The following is a 17,884-nucleotide window of genomic DNA, read 5'->3' on the forward strand; positions in this document are numbered from 1 at the left end:
TGACAAGAACGCTTCAGGTTCGGCGTGGATTCTCATCCGCATGCATGGACACCGACCCCACACCCCCGCATCCGAGCGCAGCCGCCGCTGGTTCATGAACAAGGCGCTGCTCGCCGGAGGTGTCGCCGCCGTGGCGACCATGACCGGATGCTCCAACGACTCGTCGGACACGGCGAGTTCGTCCTCCGCCGCACAGTCCGGCGCCCCGAGCGGTATGCCCTCGGGCGGGCCCGGAGCCGGTGGTGGTGGGGGTGGCGGCATGGGCCCCGGGGTCTCCCAGGTGAAGTACAAGGACCTCAAGGGCGTCACCGCCGACGGCAAGGTCGTCGACGACCTGTTCACGATCCACTCGACCGGTGTGTCCACGGACGGACTGGTCAAGGCGGCGCAGGCGTTCCTCGACGGGCTCTCCGCGAAGGAGCGCAAGTCCTGCACGTTCGACGTCGACGCCGACGAGTGGACGGCCTGGAGCAACGTCGACGGCTACGACCGCAAGGGCGTCCGCATGGGCGACCTGACCGACAAGAAGCGCAACCTCGGGTACGCGCTGCTCGGTGTCGCGCTCTCCGCCGACGGTCTCACCCAGACCCGCAACATCATGAAGCTCAACCAGTTCCTCGGCGACTCCAACGGCGGCAACCAGAAGACGCTGACCGAGGGCCACTACTTCTTCACCTTCATGGGCACCCCGTCGACCACGAAGCCGTGGGGTTTCCAGTACGAGGGTCACCACGTCGCCATCAACTACTTCGTGCTCGGCGACCAGGTCGTGATGACACCGACCTTCATGGGGTCCGAGCCGACCACGGCCACGTACAAGGGCGAGAAGATCACCCTGTTCCGGCCGGAGACGACGGCCGGCCTGGCGATGATCCGCTCCCTCACCAAGGCGCAGCTCGCCAAGGCGGTCTCCTCGCAGGGCAACGGCAACGAGGACATGAAGGCCGGGGCGGGTTCGGACAACCTCAAGCTCGCCTACGAGGGCGTGCGCGGCTCCGAACTCACCGCCGCCCAGCGGAAGAAGCTGCTGGCCGTGGCCCAGGTGTACGTCGGCTACATCAACGAGGGCCACGCCGAGGTCAAGATGACCGAGGTGGAGAAGCACCTCGACGACACGTACTTCTACTGGATGGGCGAGACCAAGGACACGTCCGCCTTCTACTACCGCATCCACAGCCCGGTCGTGCTGATCGAGTACGACGCCCAGGCCCCGCTCTTCTACCACGAGGCCTCCTCCGCCAGCCCGAGCGCCAGTGCCAGTGCCAGTGCCAGCGCGAGTTCGAACGGTGGTGGCCCTCCCGGCGGCGGCATGGGCATGGGCGGCGGCACCCCGTCCCAGGAGCACATCCACACCATCATCCGCACCCCCAACGGGGGCGACTACGGCGTGGACCTGCTGAAGCTGCACCTCGAGAACGACCACTGACGACAACAGCCAGTGACATATGCCCAATTGGACCTTATGGGCTACATGGTCACTTTCAATTCCTCATCATCCTGATCTGGCTGATATGAAACCCCTTGGCCGAAAAAGCAAGATCAGGGGTGGATGTGGGGAAACGATTCAACTCCGGGGCACGGACCGGGGTGGTGATCGTCGGGGCAGGCCCGGCGGGGCTGGTCCTGGGGAACCTGCTCCTGGACCACGGTATCGACTGCGTGATCCTGGAACGACGCGAACGCAAGGCGGTGGAGGGGCGGGCCAGGGCGGGATTCCTGGCCGCCCACTCCGTCCGCGTACTGACCCAACACGGCCTGGCCGAAGGGCTGTTGACTCGGGGCCGGTCCCACCGGACCTGCCTCTTCCGCAGCGAGCAGGGTGAATTCACCCTCGACTACGGCCAGTTGGGTCGCGGCGAGGTCCACACCGTCTACCCCCAGCAGGAGTTGGTACGGGACCTGCTGGCCGAGTACCTCCGGCGCGGCGGCGAGATCCGCTTCGACGCCGAGGTCGAGGAGATCTCCGAGGGCCGGGTACGGGTACGCGACGGCGCCGACGTGACCGGGCGCTATGTCGCCGGCTGCGACGGACACCGGGGAGTGGGCCGCGCGGCCCTCGCGGCACTGGGTACCCGGACGGCCCGCCGGGACCACGGGGTGAGCTGGCTGGCGGTCCTGGTCGCGGCCCCGCCCAGCCTCGCGGCCGTCGGATACGCCCTGCACGCACGCGGATTCGCCGGGCACATGGCCCGCACGGACACCGTCACCCGCTACTACCTCCAGTGCCCGCGCGGCACCGATCCCGCCGACTGGAGCGAGGACCGGATCTGGACCGAGCTGGCGACCCGGCTCAGGACCGCCGAGTTCGGTCCGCTCAAGGACGGTCCCGTCCTGGAGACGGCGGTCGTCGACCTGCGCTCCGACGTACTGGACCGGCCGGGCACCGGACGACTCTGGCTGGCGGGCGACGCCGCCGGACTCATCAGCCCCTCCGCCGCCAAGGGCGCCAACCTCGCCGTACTCCAGGCGGAACGTCTCGCCGAGGCGTTCGCGCGCGTCCTCAACCACGACGACGACAGCGGCCTCGCCCGCTACGCCGCCGACTGTCTGCCGCGCGTCTGGCGGGCCCACGAGTTCTCCCACTGGATGAGCACGCTGCTGCACGGCCCGTCCGCCGAGGACACCGACGAGGCCGAGGCCCGCTACGGCCGCGCGCTCCAGTACGCCCGCCTCGACAGCCTGCGCACCTCCCGCACGCATCAGGACTTCTTCGCCGAGAACTACACCGGCATCTGAACCGAGGGACCCCCCACATGAACTTCCCCGTCGTACAGGCGCGCCTCGCCGAGGCCGACGTGGCCCGCATCCAGCGAGCGGCCGCCTATGTCGAGGCCCACGACACGGACGACGTCCTGGCCGAACTGCTCCCGGACCTCACCATCGCCGAACGGGCGGACGTCTCCCGCCACTTGGTCTTCGACCACACCGCCGTACTCGTCTTCCCCGACTCCCTCGACGGCCTCTGCGAGGAACTCCGCCGCCTCGGCCTCGCACCGGGCCCCGTCTCCCCGAGCGTGGTGGTCCGCGACCGCCTCGCCCGCCGCTACGGCCCAGCCCTCGCCGACATCCCGGTGGGCATCGTGCACGTGGCGGTCGCCGGGCGCAGCGTGGAGATCTTCGCGCTCCCCGTCGCCCCGGACTCCGCGCTGGAGGCCGTAGCGGCGGACGAACGCGAGGCCGAACACGAGTCGCACCACGCCTTCGCGGTCACCGCCCCCGGCCCGGTCGTCCCCGCAGGCCTACGAACCCTCCTCAGGGAACGCGGCGGCGCGGTCCCCGACGGCGGCGGCTACAACGGCCACGAGAACGTCACCGTCCTCTACCACCGCACCAGCACCCACCGCCGCTTCGAACTCCGCCTCCCCGGCCGCCACGAGCCGCTCCCCGACCCGACAACCACCCTGCTCACCGTCATGACCGGAGCCTGGGCCACCCAAGCGGTCGCCACGATGGCCGAGTTGAGGATCGCCGACCACCTGGCGGACCACCCGCGCATGACGGCCGACACCCTGGCCCACCTGACCTCGACCGACCCGGACGCGCTACGACGCCTCCTCCGCTACCTCACCACCCTCGGCCTCCTGACCTCGGCCGGCGACACCTACCACCTCACCGCCGCCGGCCAACCCCTGCGCACAGCAACCGAGTTCTCCCTCCACCCGCTCGCCCAGCTCTACGCCGGCCCGTTCTACGACTCCTTCGCCGGCCTGACCCACTCCGTACGCACCGGGCAGGAAGCTTTCGCCCACCGCTACGGCCAACACCACTTCACGTATTTCGCCGAACACCCCGAACTGGGACCCCTGTTCCACCGCGCGATGGCGGCCAGCGCCGAGATGTTCACGCCGGTCCCCACCCTGGTCGACTTCTCGGCCGTACGACGCGTGGTCGACGTGGGCGGCGGAAACGGCGCGCTGCTGGGCCGGTTGCTACGAACCCACGCCCACCTGGAGGGCGTGCTGTACGAACGCCCGGAGGCCCTGGAGGCGGCCCGCAAGGAACTGACGGAGCGCTGCACCTTCGTATCAGGCGACTTCACGAAGTCGGTACCGAAGGGCGGAGACGTCTACCTCCTGTCCCGAGTCCTCCACGACTGGGACGACGAACGTTGCCTGACAATCCTCCAGCGATGCGCGGAGGCAATGCGCCCAGGCACCCGACTCCTGCTGGTGGAACGCCTGTTGCCCACCCCGACGGCGGTGGCGTGGGACGTCCACATGCTGTGCAACGTGGGGGGCCGGGAACGCGACGAGGACCATTACCGGCGGCTGCTGGAGAAGGCAGGCTTCGAGGTACAGGGTTGCGACGCGCTACCGCTAGGGGCGTCACTGATCAACGCCGTGAGGTCAACCCCCTAGGGGCGCGGGGAACTGCGCGACCAGCCCCCATGCACCCGCACCCGACAACGAACCCCTACCCCGCCTGCCCCATCCCCGCAGCATTCGGCCAACTCTGCGCATTAGGCCACCCAGTAGCAGGCGCCGGCGCCAAGTTCTGCATCCCATTGGGACTGGTAGCCCCCCGAACCTGCGCGGCGGTAAGCCCATTACGCGCAGGCACCCCGGTCGGAGTGGGCCCTTGCGCCACCGGTGCCATGGCCGGCGCCGGCGCAGGCACACCGTAGGGCTGCTGCTGGGGCATCTGCTGCGGCACCGGTTGTGGCATCTGTTGCGGCATCTGCATCATCGGCATCCCCATCCCGTTCGACTGGTCGGCCATCGCGGTCATCGGCATCTGCTGAACCTGCGCGGCGGCAACCATCGGCTGGTACTGAGGTTGGGGCTGGGGCTGGGGTTGCGGCTGAGCAGGCGCGGCCGCCGGTACCTGCATCGGCACAGGCTGCGGCTGCATCTGGGTGACCGCCGCGGGCATCTGCATCCCCGCCCCGTTCGTCGCACCGACGAGGCGATCCACGGCCGCCGTACCCGAGCTGTAGTTGGTCCCTGTACCCAGCTCGGGCACGGCGGCTCCCCTCCTGGTCCCGTAGAGCACCTGTTCCAGGCCGGACACCAGGCGACGCACATCCACCTGGGGGCGCACCACGAGCCGCAGGAAGCGGCTGGACGAACCGATCTTGTTGCCGCACTCGCGGACCAGGATGCGGTGCTCGGTGAGCATCCGGTCCCGGACCACGGTGCCTTCGGCGCCCACGGGGAGGCGCACGAAGAGGAAGTTGCCCTGCGACGGGTAGACCGTCAGGCCGGGCAGCGCGGAAAGATGGCTCGCCATGTCGAGTCGGTCGCGGCGCACCTGCTGGAGGCTCTGCGCGTACTCCGCGCCGTGCTCCTTGAGGATGAACACCACGTGTTCCGCGAAGGCGTTGAGGTTCCACTTCGGGAGCATGGAGCGTATGCGGCCGGCGAGGGCGGGGTTGGCGACGAGGTAGCCGAACCGTATGCCGTGCAGGCCGAAGTTCTTGCCGAGGCTGCGCAGGACGACCACGTTGGGGCGGAGCATCGCCTCTTGTACGACGCTGGGTTCGACCTCCGCGTCGGCGAACTCGAGGAACGACTCGTCGATGACGATGAGGTCCAGGTCGGCCATCGCGTCCATGAACTGGACGAGCGCCTGCTTGTGCAGATAGCCGCCGTCGGGGTTGTTCGGGTTGCAGATGACGGCGACCTTGGTGTTGCGCTTGCGGATGAACTCCGCGTACTGCGTGAGGTCGAGGGCGAAGCCGCTGGACTCCTGGAGCGGGAACATGTCGACCCGCTTGCCGGTCTCCATGGGCTGGTCGGTCCAGCGGCCGAAGGTGGGGACGGGGATGGCGAGGGACTCGCGGACCATCAAGTGGTCGATCCAGGTGATCAGTTCGGTGGAACCGTTGCCCATCGCGACGCAGCTCGGCGGGAGTTGGAGCAGGTTGCACAACTCGGCCGTGATGGTGTCGGCGCTGCTCGGGTAGTACGTGATGATCTCGCGCAGCCGGGCCGCCATGTCGTCGAACATGGCGGGGGTGGGGAAGTACGGGTTGCACGGGATACAGAAGTCCACCGGGCCTGTGCCGTCGCTCTCACGCGCCAGCGCTGCCATCGACGGGCTGTGCGCCGCCGTACTGCGGAACAGCGAGGTGACGTTGGAGTCGGCCAATGGAACCTCCGTATGAAGGCGGGCCCGGCGGGGACGACCGGGCCCGTCGTCTTGGGTGGCCCGCGCGGGGGAGCACGGGCCGCCCTTAAGTACGGAGACAGGTGTGGCACTGTTCAACGGATGTGAAAATGGTGTGAGTTCGGGAACCCCGGGTCCGAACTGTGTTTCAGCTGTGAGGCTTCAGGAGCTGAAGGTGTGGATCGTCGACGTCTTGTACGTCTGCCCCGGCCGCAGCACTGTCGACGGGAAGTTCGCGTGGTTCGGCGAGTCCGGGAAGTGCTGGGTCTCCAGGCAGAGCGCGTCGCCCTGGCGGTAGGTGTGGCCGCCGGTGCCGGTCAGCGTGCCGTCGAGGAAGTTGCCGGTGTAGAACTGCAGCCCCGGCTGGTCGCTGGCGATCTTCAGGGTGCGGCCGGAGTGCGGGTCGTGCAGGGTCGCGGCATGCTCGGGCTTCGCGGTGATGCCCTTGTCGAGGGCCCAGTTGTGGTCGTAGCCCTTGGCCTGCACCTGCTGGACATGCCCGGCCCGGATGTCACGGCCGATCGGCTTCGTCTTGCGGAAGTCGAAGGGGGTGGCGGAGACCTTGGCCAACTCGCCCGTGGGGATCAGCCCCGAGTCGGTCGGCGTGTAGCGGGACGCGGGGATCGTGAGCTCGTGGTGCTCGATGGTCCCGCTGCCCTCGCCGGCGAGGTTCCAGTAGACGTGGCTGGTCAGGTTGACGACCGTGGCCTTGTCGGTGGTGGCCTCGTAGTCGATGCGCCAGTCGCCGTGCTTGTTGAGCGTGTACGTCACCTTCACCTTGAGGGTGCCGGGGTAGCCCATCTCGCCGTCGACGCTGGTGTAGTACAGGTGCAGGCCGACGTCGGAACCGGAGGTGAAGCCCTCCACGTCCCAGATGTGCTTGTCGAAGCCCTGGGTGCCGCCGTGCAGGCTGTTGACCCCGTCGTTGACGGAGAGCTGGTAGCTCTTGCCGTCGAGGGTGAACTGGCCCTTGGCGATGCGGTTTCCGTAGCGGCCGATGAGCGCGCCGAAGTACGGGGTCTTCGCCACGTAGTCGGCGATGTTGTCGAAGCCGAGCGACACGTTGGCGTACTTGCCGTGCCGGTCCGGGAGTTCGAGGGACTGGACGACTCCGCCCCACGACAGCACCTTGAGCCGGGTGCCGCCGTTCTCCAGCGACCAGCGGTAGACCTTGCTCCCGTCGGCGAGGGTGCCGAAGAGTTCCTTCACGGGCTTCTTACCGCCTCCCGAGGTTGCTGCCTGCGCCGTACCCGTACCGAGTGCGCTCGCGGCGACACCCGCTGCCGCCGCGCCTGCAATGACCGTGCGTCTGTTCAGTTCCATTGAGCGGCTCCTGCACATGGAAGGGGCCCCGCCGTGCTGTGCGAATGACAGACGTGCGGGGCCCAGTCTGGACTTACGAACCGGACTTGCGTTTGTTCCACACATCGAAGCCGACCGCGGTCAGCAGGGCGAGGCCCTTGATGACCTGTTGCCAGTCGGTGCCGACGCTGAGGAGGTTCATGCCGTTGTTCAGCACGCCGAGGACGAGACCGCCGATGATGGCACCGAGGACGGTGCCGACACCGCCGCTCATGGACGCGCCACCGATGAACGAGGAGGCGATGGCCTCCAGTTCGAAGCCGTCGCCCGCCTTCGGCGAGGCCGCGTTGAGGCGGGAGGTGACCACCAGACCCGCCAGGGCCGCGAGCACGCCCATGTTCAGGAACACCTGGAAGGTGACGCGCTTGTCCTTGACGCCGGACAACTGCGCGGCCGGCAGATTGCCGCCGATCGCGTAGATGTGGCGGCCGAAGACGGTGTTGCGCATCACGTAGCCGTAACCGGCCACCAGGACACCGAGGATGATCAGGATGATCGGCGCACCGTCGTAGCTGGCGAGCAGCAGGGTGAGCCAGAGGATCGCGGCGACGATCGCGACGAGCTTGAGCAGGAACAGCTTGGCGGGTGCCACGTCGAGCGAGAACTCCTGCTGGCGGCGCCGGTCGCGCACCTCCTGCCACACCACCGCGGCGATCATCACGAAGCCCAACAGCAGGGTGATGTTGTGGTAGTTGGTGTTCGGGCCGACCGCGGGCAGGAAGCCGTTGCCGATCTTCTGCAGGCCGTTGGGGAAGGGGCCCAGCGTCTGGCCCTGGAGCAGGATCTCGGTGAGGCCGCGGAAGAGCAGCATTCCGGCGAGGGTGACGATGAAGGACGGTATGCCCGCGTAGGCGATCAACAGGCCTTGCACCGAGCCGGCTACGGCGCCCATCAGCAGGCACAGCACCAACGCGACCGGCCACGCCACATGGTGATTGACCATCAGGACCGCCGCGAAGGCGCCCACGAACGCCGTCAGCGAACCGACCGACAGGTCGATGTGCCCGGCGATGATGACCAGCATCATGCCGATCGCGAGGATCAGGATGTAGCTGTTCTGCAGCACCAGGTTGGAGACGTTGCGCGGCAGCAGCAGGTCCCCACCGGTCCAGACCTCGAAGAGGATCACGATCAGACCGAGGGCGATCAGCATGCCGTACTGCCGCATGTTGCGGCGCAGGCCGCCGAGTATCAGCTGTAGAAGACCGCCGTCCGTGCCCGATCCGCCCTTGCCCGGCGGTGCCGCCGCCGGGCTCTTGTCGGTGACGTCCGTGCTCATCGGGTTACCTCTTTGTCCTTCGTCATCTGGCGCATCAGCACTTCCTGCGTGGCCTCGGCCCGGGGCACCTCACCGGTCAGCCGGCCCGCCGCCATCGTGTAGATGCGGTCGCACATGCCGAGCAGCTCCGGCAGTTCGGAGGAGATGAAGACCACCGCCTTGCCCTCGGCGGCGAGTTGGTCGATGACCGTGTAGATCTCGTACTTGGCGCCCACGTCGATGCCGCGCGTGGGTTCGTCCAGGATCAGCACCTCGGGCCCCGCGAAGATCCACTTGCTGAGGACGACCTTCTGCTGGTTGCCGCCGGACAGCTTGCCCACCCGCTCGAAGACGGTCGGCGCCTTGATGTTCATGGACTTGCGGAACCGCTCGGCGACCTGCCGCTCCTCCTGCTCGTCGACCACACCGCGCTTGGCGACCTTGTTCAGGGCGGCCAGCGAGATGTTCCGGTTGATCGTGTCGATGAGGTTGAGGCCGTAGTGCTTGCGGTCCTCGGTGACATAGGCGATGCCGTGTCCGACCGCCTCCGCGACGGACTTGGTCCGGATCTCCTGGCCGTCCTTGAGGACCGTGCCGCCGGCGTAGCGGCCGTAGGAGCGTCCGAAGACGCTCATCGCGAGTTCGGTGCGGCCGGCGCCCATGAGTCCGGCGATGCCGACGATCTCACCCCTGCGCACATTTATTGACACATCGTCAACTACCTTGCGCTGCTGGTCGATCGGGTGGAACACGGTCCAGCCGCGGATCTCCATGGCGGGCGCCGCCTCGGGCTTCCCCTCGTACGGGGTGCGTTCGGGGAAGCGGTGGTCGAGGTCGCGGCCGACCATGCCGGAGATGATCCGCTCCTCGGTCGTCTCCGGCGCCTTCACGTCGAGCGTCTCGATGGAGCGGCCGTCGCGCAGGATCGTCACCGAGTCGGCGACCCTGCGGATCTCGTTCAGCTTGTGCGAGATGATGATGCAGGTGATGCCCTGCTTCTTCAACTCCAGGATGAGATCGAGGAGTTTGCCGCTGTCCTCGTCGTTCAGGGCCGCCGTCGGCTCATCCAGGATGAGCAGTTTCACCTTCTTCGACAGCGCCTTCGCGATCTCGACGAGCTGCTGCTTGCCCACGCCGATGTCGGCGACGCGGGTCTCCGGGTGGTCGCTCAGGCCCACCCGGCGCAGCAGTTCGGTGCCGTGCCGCAGGGTCTCGTTCCAGTTGATGAGCCCGCGCGAGGCGTGCTCGTTGCCGAGGAAGATGTTCTCCGCGATGGAGAGGAACGGCACCAGTGCCAGTTCCTGGTGGATGATGACGATGCCGCGGTGCTCGCTGGCCCTGATGTCGCGGAAGCGGCACTCCTCCCCTTCGAAGAGGATGTCGCCCTCGTAACTGCCGTGCGGATGGACGCCGGAGAGCACCTTCATCAGGGTGGACTTCCCGGCGCCGTTCTCACCGCAGATGGCGTGGACCTCGCCCTGACGGACCGTCAACGTGACGTCCGACAGCGCTTTTACACCGGGAAAGGTCTTGACGATCGAGCGCATTTCCAGGACGGGTCCCGCCATGGTCGTGCCTACCAATCAAGTGTGGGGTCGGGTAACTGGCCGCGGACTTACTTGAGTTGAGCGTCCGTGTAGTACCCGCCCTTGACCAGCACGTCCTCGTAGTTCGTCTTGTCGACGCTCACCGGCTGCAGCAGGTAGGCGGGGACGACCTTGGTGCCGTTGTCGTAGGTCTTGGTGTCGTTGGTCTGCGGCGTCTTCTTGTTGAGGACGTCGTCGATCATGGTGTCCGCGACCTTGGCCAGCTCGCGGGTGTCCTTGTAGACCGTCTGCGTCTGCTCGCCGGCGATGATCGACTTCACCGAGGCCAGCTCGGCGTCCTGGCCGGTGATCACCGGCAGCGGCTTGCTGGAGGAGCCGTAGCCGTCCGACTTCAGCGCGGACAGGATGCCGATGGAGATGCCGTCGTAGGGCGACAGCACCGCGTCGACCCGGCCGCTCTTGTAGGAGCCGGTGAGGATGTCCTCCATGCGGTTCTGCGCCTTGGTGCCGTCCCAGCGCAGGGTGGTGACCTTGTTCAGCGCGGTCTGCCCGGACTTGACGACCAGTACCTTCTGGTCGATGTACGGCTGGAGCACGCTCATCGCGCCGTTGAAGAAGTACTTGGTGTTGTTGTCGTCGTTCGAGCCGGCGAACAGCTCGATGTTGAACGGGCCCTTCTTGCCGGCGTCCAGACCGAGCTTCTTGACGATGTAAGTGGCCTGGAGGACACCGACCTTGGTGTTGTCGAACGACGCGTAGTAGTCGACGTTCTTCGTGCCGAGGATGAGGCGGTCGTAGGCGATGACCGGGATCTTCGCGGCGGCGGCTTCCTGGAGCACGTTGTTCAGGGACTTGTTGTCGATCGCCGCGATGATCAGGCCCTTGACGCCCTGGGTGATCATGTTCTCGATCTGGGAGACCTGGGTGTCCGGGTCGTCCTCGCCGTAGACCAGCTTGGTCTTGTAGCCCTTGGTCTTGAGGTCCTTGACCATGTTGTCGCCGTCGGAGATCCAGCGCGCGGAGGACTTCGTCGGCATCGCGATGCCGATCGTGCCGCCCTTGGCGCTGCTCTCCTTCTCCTTGCTGCCGCCCGAGCCGCTCTGCCCGCACGCGGACAGGGTCAGCGCGAGGGTGGCGGCGCCGGCTATGAGGGGGAGGGCGCGGCTTCTGCGGATGCGCATGTGAACTGGCCTCATTCTTCTCGTCGTTGAGAGTGCAGCGAGTGCGTGGGGGGTGGTTCAGGATGCGGGGAGTGTTTTGTTTTGGGGTGGTGCCGGTTGTGTTGTGTGGTGCGGCCCGGTGGGGGCTGGTCGCGCAGTTCCCCGCGCCCCCGAAAAACACCGGTCGGCCTGCGCTTCTAAGGGGCGCGGGGAACTGCGCGACCAGCCACAGCCGGCCCGCAGCCCCCAACGCTCATCCAGTGGCACTCTCGACGGGGAAACGGTGCAGAGACCCCGGCAACCTGGACCCGAGCGGAGCCATGTCCCCGTCCGCGCCGTGCCTGGCCAGCAGGTCGAGGGCGAGCCGCCCCCGACGAACCCGTTCCCGCGCCGTGTCGAGCGTGACGTCCCGCAGGTGGGTGCCCCACGGGTAGATACCGGGCGCCTTGGAGAGGCCGAACTTCAGGTACAGCGGAGCGCCCCGGCGGATCAGTTCCGCGACCTCGTACATCCGGATGTAGCCACCGAGGTCGTCGGGCGCCTCGATGTACATGTCCATGGGGGCAGCGGAAACCCGGCGGATCTCCGTGAGGTGATCCAGCGTCAGATCGCTGGGCACGTTGAGAGAGTCGGCGCCCAGTCGCTCGTACACCGCGTACGCCGCCGGGTTGACCGGCCCGATCAGCGCCGAGACCTTGAGCGTCGTGTCGGCCGGGATGATCCCGGCCACCCGCGCCCGGTGCAACGTCCACAGCACGCCCTCGTCCGCGACGAGCAGGCACTTGACGCCCAACTCCGTTGCGCGGACGGCGTCTTCGATGCACCCGGCGACCGCGTCGTGACCCCGGGCACGCAGGCCACCGCCACGCGAGTCGGAGCGGACCGAACCGCCGATGTCCCACGTCCCGCGCGGACCGGTGAACAGGCAGAGCTCGATGTCGCGTTCACCGGCGGCCTCGACCATCTCGGTGATCTCGGAGTCGGTCAGCATCCACACGCCGCTGCCCTGGCTGATCCGGTGGATCGGCACGTCGAGCCGCGAGGACTCCTTGAGGATGACCGCCAGCGCCTCGGGACCCTCGCACGAGGGGATCTCGGTGCGCCAGCGACCGCCGCCGGGGAAGGTGTGGGTCGAGGCGTCGGCGGGGTCGAGGGCGGGCGCGCCCAGGCCGAGCGCGGAGAGCGCCTGCTCCCCGGGCCTGCGGGCTGCCGTGGCGGTGTCGGTCACTTGCTGTCCTTCGCGTTCGGTATTTCGGACGAGGTTCGCGGCTCGGGGTAGAAAAAAGCTCTGGTGGTACGCCGGCACGGGGTGGTCAGGTCACTCCGTGCCGGCGCACGGCTGGGGTTTCCTACGGCCGCAGCAGCACCTTGCCGACCTGGGGATCGCCGGACCCCACCAGCTCGATGGCCTGCGGGAACTCGGCGAGCGGCAGCTCATGGGTGACCAGGGGGAGTGGATCGAGCAAGCCCGCCCCGAAGACCCGGACCGTGTGCGCCCAGGCGTCCGGCGGTGCCCCGAAGACGGTGTGCACCTCCAGCTGCCGTACGACGAGATCGGTCGGGTCGAGACCCTCGGCGCCCGGCGCCGGGATGCCGGTGAGGACCAGGCGTCCGCCGCGCCGGAGCAGGGAGGCGGCGGTGCGCGCGGCGGACGCGGACCCGGCGGTCTCGATCACGACGTCGAAGTCGTCGGGCAACTCCTGGTCCCTGGTGAGGAATCGGCTCGCGCCGAATTCCTTCGACAGCTTCTCGCGGTCGGGCCGGGTGCCCACCACGAGCAACTCGGCGGGGGAGCCCGCCTTCAGGAACTGCACCGCGAACATCCCGAGCGTGCCGGTGCCGACCACCGCGACCCGCTCACCCGGCCGCGCGTTCGCCTTCAGCGCCGCCGCCGCGATGCAGGCCGCCGGCTCCAGCAGCGCCGCCGCCGTCAAGTCGGCCTCGTCCGGGAGGACATGGAGCAGCCGGGCGGGCAGGGTGAGGGTGGTGGCCATCGCCCCGGGCTGGGTGAAGCCGGTCTCCTCGTAGCCCGCAGTGCACAACGTTGTCTCGCCCGCGTGGCAGCGGTCGCAGACCTGGCAGTTGCGGAAGCCTTCGCCGACGACCTTGCGGCCGACGAGAGTTGACGGCACCCCGGTGCCGACCGCCTCCACCGTGCCGGACCACTCGTGGCCCGGGGTGAGGGGGTAACGGACGTATCCCTCGGGCCTGTTGCCCTGGTACACCTCGCGGTCGCTGCCGCAGATGCCGACCGCGTGGACGCGCACCAGCGCCTCGCCCGCGTCCGGCTGCCGGGGCTCGTGCGCGGTCAGCCGGTGCTCGCCCGGTGCCGCGATGACGACCGCGGTGCTCACTTCGAGCCCTTCGGCTTGCGCTGCTCCCAGCCGTCCGCCCACAGGTCGAACCGCGCCTGCTGCTGCGGGAATTCGGCTGCCGCGTCGGTGTCCAGCTCGACGCCGAGACCGGGCGCGTCCGAGAGGTGGAAGTAGCCGTCGATCACCTCGGGCGCACCCTTGACGACCTTCTTGATCTCCGCGTCCGCGAAGTCGTTGAAGTGCTCCAGGATCTTGAAGTTCGGGGAGGAGAAGCCGACTTGGAGCGAGGCGGCGGTCAGGACCGGTCCGCCGACGTTGTGCGGGGCGACGAGGACGTAGTGCGCCTCGGCGGTCGCGGCGAGCTTGCGGGTCTCCCAGATGCCGCCGATGTGACCGACGTCGGGCTGGATGATGTCGACGGCCTGGCTCTCGAACAGCTCGCGGAACTCGATGCGGTCGTGGATGCGCTCACCCGTGGCGATGGGGATGTCCACCTTGGCGGCGACCTTCTCCAGCGCCTTCAGGTTCTCCGGCGGAACCGGCTCCTCCAGCCACGCGGGCTTGAACGGCGCGAGTTCGTGCGCCAGCCGTACGGCGGTGGACGGCGAGAACCGGCCGTGCATCTCCAGCATCAGCTCGGCGTCCGGACCGATCGCGTCCCGCACGGCCTCGATGAGGGAGACCGCGTACAGGGTCTGCGCGTGGTCGAGTTCGAAGTGCCCGGTGCCGAAGGGGTCGATCTTCAGCGCCTTGTAGCCGCGCTCGACGACCCCCTGGGCGGCCTTGTGGTAGGCCTCCGGGGTCCGCTCGGTGGTGTACCAGCCGTTGGCGTACGCCTTCACCTTGTCGGTGACCTTGCCGCCGAGCAGCTGCCACACCGGGACGCCGAGGGCCTTGCCCTTGATGTCCCAGCAGGCCATCTCGATCACGGCGATGCCGGACATGACGATTTCACCCGCGCGCCCGTAGTCGCCGTACTTCATCCGGCGTACGAGGTCTTCCACCGCGAACGGATCGGAACCGAGAATGTGGTTTGCCTCGGCCTCGCGCAGGTAACCGATCAGCGCGTCGGTGTGGCCCAGCATCCGGGTCTCGCCGACGCCGGTGACGCCCTCGTCGGTGTGCACTTGGACGTACGTCAGATTGCGCCATGGCGTCCCGACCACGTGCGTGCTGATTCCCGTGATGCGCACGGCAGATGCCCCCTGTGCTCTTCAGTGCTGTTCGAAATTTCGGCTCACGTTCGAAATGCTGGGCAGACAGTAAGGACGCCAGGGCGGGAGTGTCAATGGGTCGAACGCGTAACGGTTTCGGCAAGGGTTTCGATCGTGGTCCCGGCCAGTCGTGTCGGTTCGTGTCGATTGTCGTCTGTTCCCTACACAACTTTCACAGGCGCGCCTATGAACGTTACCTGTGAGGAACTTAGTCTTCCGGCGTCATGGACTACTGCCACCCCTGCGGCCGGCACCTGAACGGCGCCCTCGCGTGCCCGGGGTGCGGCGTACCAGCCCAAGCAACAGCCGAGTCGACTCACGTGCGCGCGCGGGGAGTTGACGCGCGTTCGCAAACGGACGACGCCTCGCGCGAGGGCGCGGGTGAGGGCGCGCACGATGCGCGTGACGCGCACGACGCGCATGAAGAAGGCGATGCGGACGGCGAACACCAGGGGCGTGCCGCGCGCCGTAGGAACCGCGGGCGCGGCCGGGGAGACGGTGACAGTGGGGGCCCGGGCGCGGCGGACGCGAGCCGTCGCGATCGCAAGGCCGCGGCGCACCGTCGACGACGGCGCCGGGTGCTCCTGATAACGGCCGGTTTTCTACTGGCGGCGGGCGGCCTGAGCCTGGCCGAACTGGGCACGGACGCGCCGTTCTCGACCCAGAGGTCCGCGGCACCGGGCGCGTCGGCGGAGGGCGGGGCGGACTCGGAGGCGAGCGGGACGGCCGAGCCCCTGGACGTCACGAAGACCGTGGGCACCGATACGGCCACGGCGTCCCCGGACGCCTCCGCGTCCCGGTCCGCGTCCCCCTCGGCATCCCCGACGGGCACGAAGGATCCCGATGTGTCGAAGGCGCCCATGACGGGCAGCGGCGACGGCAGCACGTCCCCCGCGTCGACGTCCTCGGCGGACCCGACGACCACCCCGTCCTCGGAGCCGTCGTCCTCGGACCCGAGCCCGACACCGTCACCTTCGGAGACGTGCAAGCAGATCCTGTGGTGGTGTTCCTGAGGTGCTCCTGAGCCGCCAGGCTCAGATGCCCGCGGGTGACCCGGCTCAGACTTCCAGCATCCGTCGCAGTAGTCCGCGCAATGCCAGCCGCTCCTCGTCCGACAGCCCCGCGAGCGGCTCGCGGGCGAACCGCAGCGACTCCCGCAGGCTACGGGCCACCCGGCGCCCCTCGTCCGTGGCCGCCGCCAGCTTCACGCGCCGGTCGGCGGGGTCGGGGCGGCGCTCCACCAGCCCGCGCGCCTCCAGCCGGTCCACGATCCCCGTGACGTTCGACGGCTCGCACTTCAGCTTCTGCGCCAGCTTGCGCATCGGCAACGGCTCCAGGGACAGCAGGCTGAGCAGCCGGGCCTGCGCGCCGGTCAGCGTGTGGTCGCCCGCCGCCTCCTCGTAGTCCTCGTAGAACCGCGCCACGACGTCGCCGATCAGCTCGACGACCTCCATGGTCACGGGGTCGGTGCGGCGCGTCTTGTGCGTCTTTTCGGGTGTGGCCATGGGCTCAAGCGTACCCCGTTACTTGACAACATGAAATATTCAGGAGCATGGTTGTTTCAGGTACTGAAGTATTTGGCAGTATGCGAATCACCCCCGCACGAGGAAAGGCACTTGTGATGATCAACCGCGAATGGCACCTGCTCAGCCGCCCGGTCGGCTGGCCGAAGCCCGAGGACTTCGCCCTGGTGGAGACCGAGACCCGGACCCCGGGCGAGGGCCAGGTGCTGGTGCGGAACAAGTACCTGTCCGTCGACCCGTACATGCGCGGCCGCATGAGCGCCGCCAAGTCGTACGTCGCCCCCTTCGAGCTGGGCAAGGTCATGCAGGGCGGCGCGGTCGGCGAGGTCGTCGAGTCGAACGCCGAGGGCTTCGCGGCCGGCGACCACGTCCTGCACTTCGGCGGCTGGCGCGAGTACGCGACCATCGACGCCAAGGGTGCGGTCAAGGTCGACCCCGACCTCGCCCCGCTCTCCACCTACCTCGGCGTCCTCGGCATGACCGGCCTCACCGCCTACGCCGGCCTGCTGCGCACCGCGTCCTTCAAGGAGGGCGACTCGGTCTTCGTCTCCGGCGCCGCGGGTGCCGTGGGCAGCCAGGTCGGCCAGATCGCCAAGCTCAAGGGCGCCTCGAGGGTCATCGGCTCTGCCGGGTCCGACGAGAAGGTCAAGCTCCTGGTCGAGGAGTACGGGTTCGACGCGGCCTTCAACTACAAGAACGGTCCGGTCGGCCAGCAGCTCCGCGAGGCCGCTCCGGACGGCGTCGACGTGTACTTCGACAACGTCGGCGGCGACCACCTGGAAGCGGCGATCGGCTCCCTGAACGAGCGCGGCCGCATCGTGATCTGCGGCATGATCTCGGTCTACAACAGCACCGAGCCCGCCCCCGGCCCGAAGAACCTCGGCCGCCTGATCCAGACCCGCGGCCGCATCGAGGGCTTCCTCGTCGGCGACCACTACGACCTCCAGCCGCAGTTCGTCCAGGAGGTCGGCGCGTGGGTCGCGTCCGGCGAGCTGAAGTACCGCGAGACCGTCGTCGAGGGCATCGAGAACAACCTGGAGGCGTTCCTCGGGCAGCTGCGGGGGGACAACACGGGGAAGATGATCGTCAAGCTCTGATTTAGCGGGGTTTGATCGTCAGGATCGGGCTGGGCCGGTGTTTGATCGTCGGGCTCTGACTGAGCCGGTGTTGGATCGGCAGGCTCGGTCGGTCAGGCTCTGGCTGGGCCGGTGTTGGATTGGTCGGGCTCGGGCGGGGCCGGTGTTGAGAAGTCACCCCGCGCGCACCTCTTTTGGTTCGGTCGCCTTCGGGGCGCTGGGAGCCGGTGTCGAGAGCCCCACCGTGCTCGGCGCTGCGCGCCTCCGCGCGCTGGGGCTCTCGACACCGGCGCGCCCCTACGGCTCCCTCTCGGCCGACGC

14 protein-coding genes are annotated in these 17,884 nt (G+C 68.3%); 5 read left to right on the plus strand and 9 right to left on the minus strand.

All coding sequences use genetic code 11. The features are described 5' to 3' along the window. The first annotated feature begins 40 nt into the window (after positions 1-40). The 3 genes from OO70_RS47980 (at position 41) to OO70_RS47990 (ending at position 4,358) form a co-directional block, all read left to right on the plus strand. A complete protein-coding gene (locus OO70_RS47980) occupies positions 41-1,426 on the plus strand; it encodes a DUF3500 domain-containing protein (protein WP_043687158.1) in 1,386 nt (461 codons plus the stop codon). A 125-nt stretch (positions 1,427-1,551) separates the two neighbouring features. Continuing rightward, positions 1,552-2,736: a 4-hydroxybenzoate 3-monooxygenase gene (locus tag OO70_RS47985; protein ID WP_234337119.1), complete on the plus strand. Its 1,185-nt coding sequence runs from the start codon at positions 1,552-1,554 to the stop codon at positions 2,734-2,736. Positions 2,737-2,753: 17 nt separating this feature from the next. Beyond that, positions 2,754-4,358, plus strand: a complete 1,605-nt coding sequence (locus tag OO70_RS47990; RefSeq protein WP_043687162.1) for a methyltransferase — start codon at positions 2,754-2,756, stop codon at positions 4,356-4,358. Positions 4,359-4,413: 55 nt separating this feature from the next. On the opposite strand, the gene OO70_RS47995 is transcribed toward OO70_RS47990, so the two are convergent. From OO70_RS47995 to OO70_RS48030, 8 genes are all read right to left on the minus strand, one after another. Next, positions 4,414-6,090 (minus strand): pyridoxal phosphate-dependent aminotransferase, encoded by a 1,677-nt coding sequence (locus tag OO70_RS47995; RefSeq protein WP_043687166.1) that lies wholly within the window; start codon positions 6,088-6,090, stop codon positions 4,414-4,416. A gap of 180 nt (positions 6,091-6,270) precedes the next feature. Then, positions 6,271-7,431, minus strand: a complete 1,161-nt coding sequence (locus OO70_RS48000; protein WP_043687169.1) for an aldose epimerase family protein — start codon at positions 7,429-7,431, stop codon at positions 6,271-6,273. A gap of 73 nt (positions 7,432-7,504) precedes the next feature. After that, a complete protein-coding gene (gene mmsB / locus OO70_RS48005; protein WP_043687172.1) occupies positions 7,505-8,749 on the minus strand; it encodes a multiple monosaccharide ABC transporter permease in 1,245 nt (414 codons plus the stop codon). Beyond that, positions 8,746-10,296 (minus strand): multiple monosaccharide ABC transporter ATP-binding protein, encoded by a 1,551-nt coding sequence (mmsA, locus tag OO70_RS48010; RefSeq protein ID WP_043687175.1) that lies wholly within the window; start codon positions 10,294-10,296, stop codon positions 8,746-8,748. The genes mmsB and mmsA overlap by 4 nt, the downstream gene beginning before the upstream one ends. A 47-nt stretch (positions 10,297-10,343) precedes the next feature. Next, positions 10,344-11,456: a multiple monosaccharide ABC transporter substrate-binding protein gene (gene chvE, locus OO70_RS48015; protein ID WP_043687178.1), complete on the minus strand. Its 1,113-nt coding sequence runs from the start codon at positions 11,454-11,456 to the stop codon at positions 10,344-10,346. A gap of 232 nt (positions 11,457-11,688) precedes the next feature. Then, positions 11,689-12,663 carry a hypothetical protein gene (locus OO70_RS48020; protein ID WP_043687181.1) on the minus strand — a complete coding sequence of 325 codons (975 nt, stop codon included), beginning with the start codon at positions 12,661-12,663 and terminating at the stop codon, positions 11,689-11,691. A gap of 121 nt (positions 12,664-12,784) precedes the next feature. Further along, positions 12,785-13,789 (minus strand): zinc-dependent alcohol dehydrogenase, encoded by a 1,005-nt coding sequence (locus OO70_RS48025; RefSeq protein WP_043687184.1) that lies wholly within the window; start codon positions 13,787-13,789, stop codon positions 12,785-12,787. Further along, positions 13,786-14,943: a mandelate racemase/muconate lactonizing enzyme family protein gene (locus OO70_RS48030; RefSeq protein ID WP_043687186.1), complete on the minus strand. Its 1,158-nt coding sequence runs from the start codon at positions 14,941-14,943 to the stop codon at positions 13,786-13,788. The genes OO70_RS48025 and OO70_RS48030 overlap by 4 nt, the downstream gene beginning before the upstream one ends. A gap of 245 nt (positions 14,944-15,188) precedes the next feature. On the opposite strand from OO70_RS48030, the gene OO70_RS57250 reads away from it, so the two are divergent. Continuing rightward, positions 15,189-15,977, plus strand: coding sequence for an SCO2400 family protein (locus tag OO70_RS57250; RefSeq protein WP_043687189.1), 789 nt, complete (start codon positions 15,189-15,191; stop codon positions 15,975-15,977). Positions 15,978-16,022: 45 nt separating this feature from the next. Here OO70_RS57250 and OO70_RS48040 read toward each other — a convergent pair whose 3' ends face one another. After that, positions 16,023-16,469 (minus strand): MarR family winged helix-turn-helix transcriptional regulator, encoded by a 447-nt coding sequence (locus tag OO70_RS48040; RefSeq protein WP_043687191.1) that lies wholly within the window; start codon positions 16,467-16,469, stop codon positions 16,023-16,025. Between the two features lie 116 nt (positions 16,470-16,585). On the opposite strand from OO70_RS48040, the gene OO70_RS48045 reads away from it, so the two are divergent. Beyond that, entirely contained in the window at positions 16,586-17,584 is a 999-nt protein-coding gene (locus tag OO70_RS48045; protein WP_043687194.1) for an NADP-dependent oxidoreductase, read from the plus strand. Positions 17,585-17,884 lie beyond the last annotated feature (300 nt).

The sequence above is a fragment of the Streptomyces xylophagus genome (assembly GCF_000716435.1).
GTDB lineage: Bacteria > Actinomycetota > Actinomycetes > Streptomycetales > Streptomycetaceae > Streptomyces > Streptomyces xylophagus.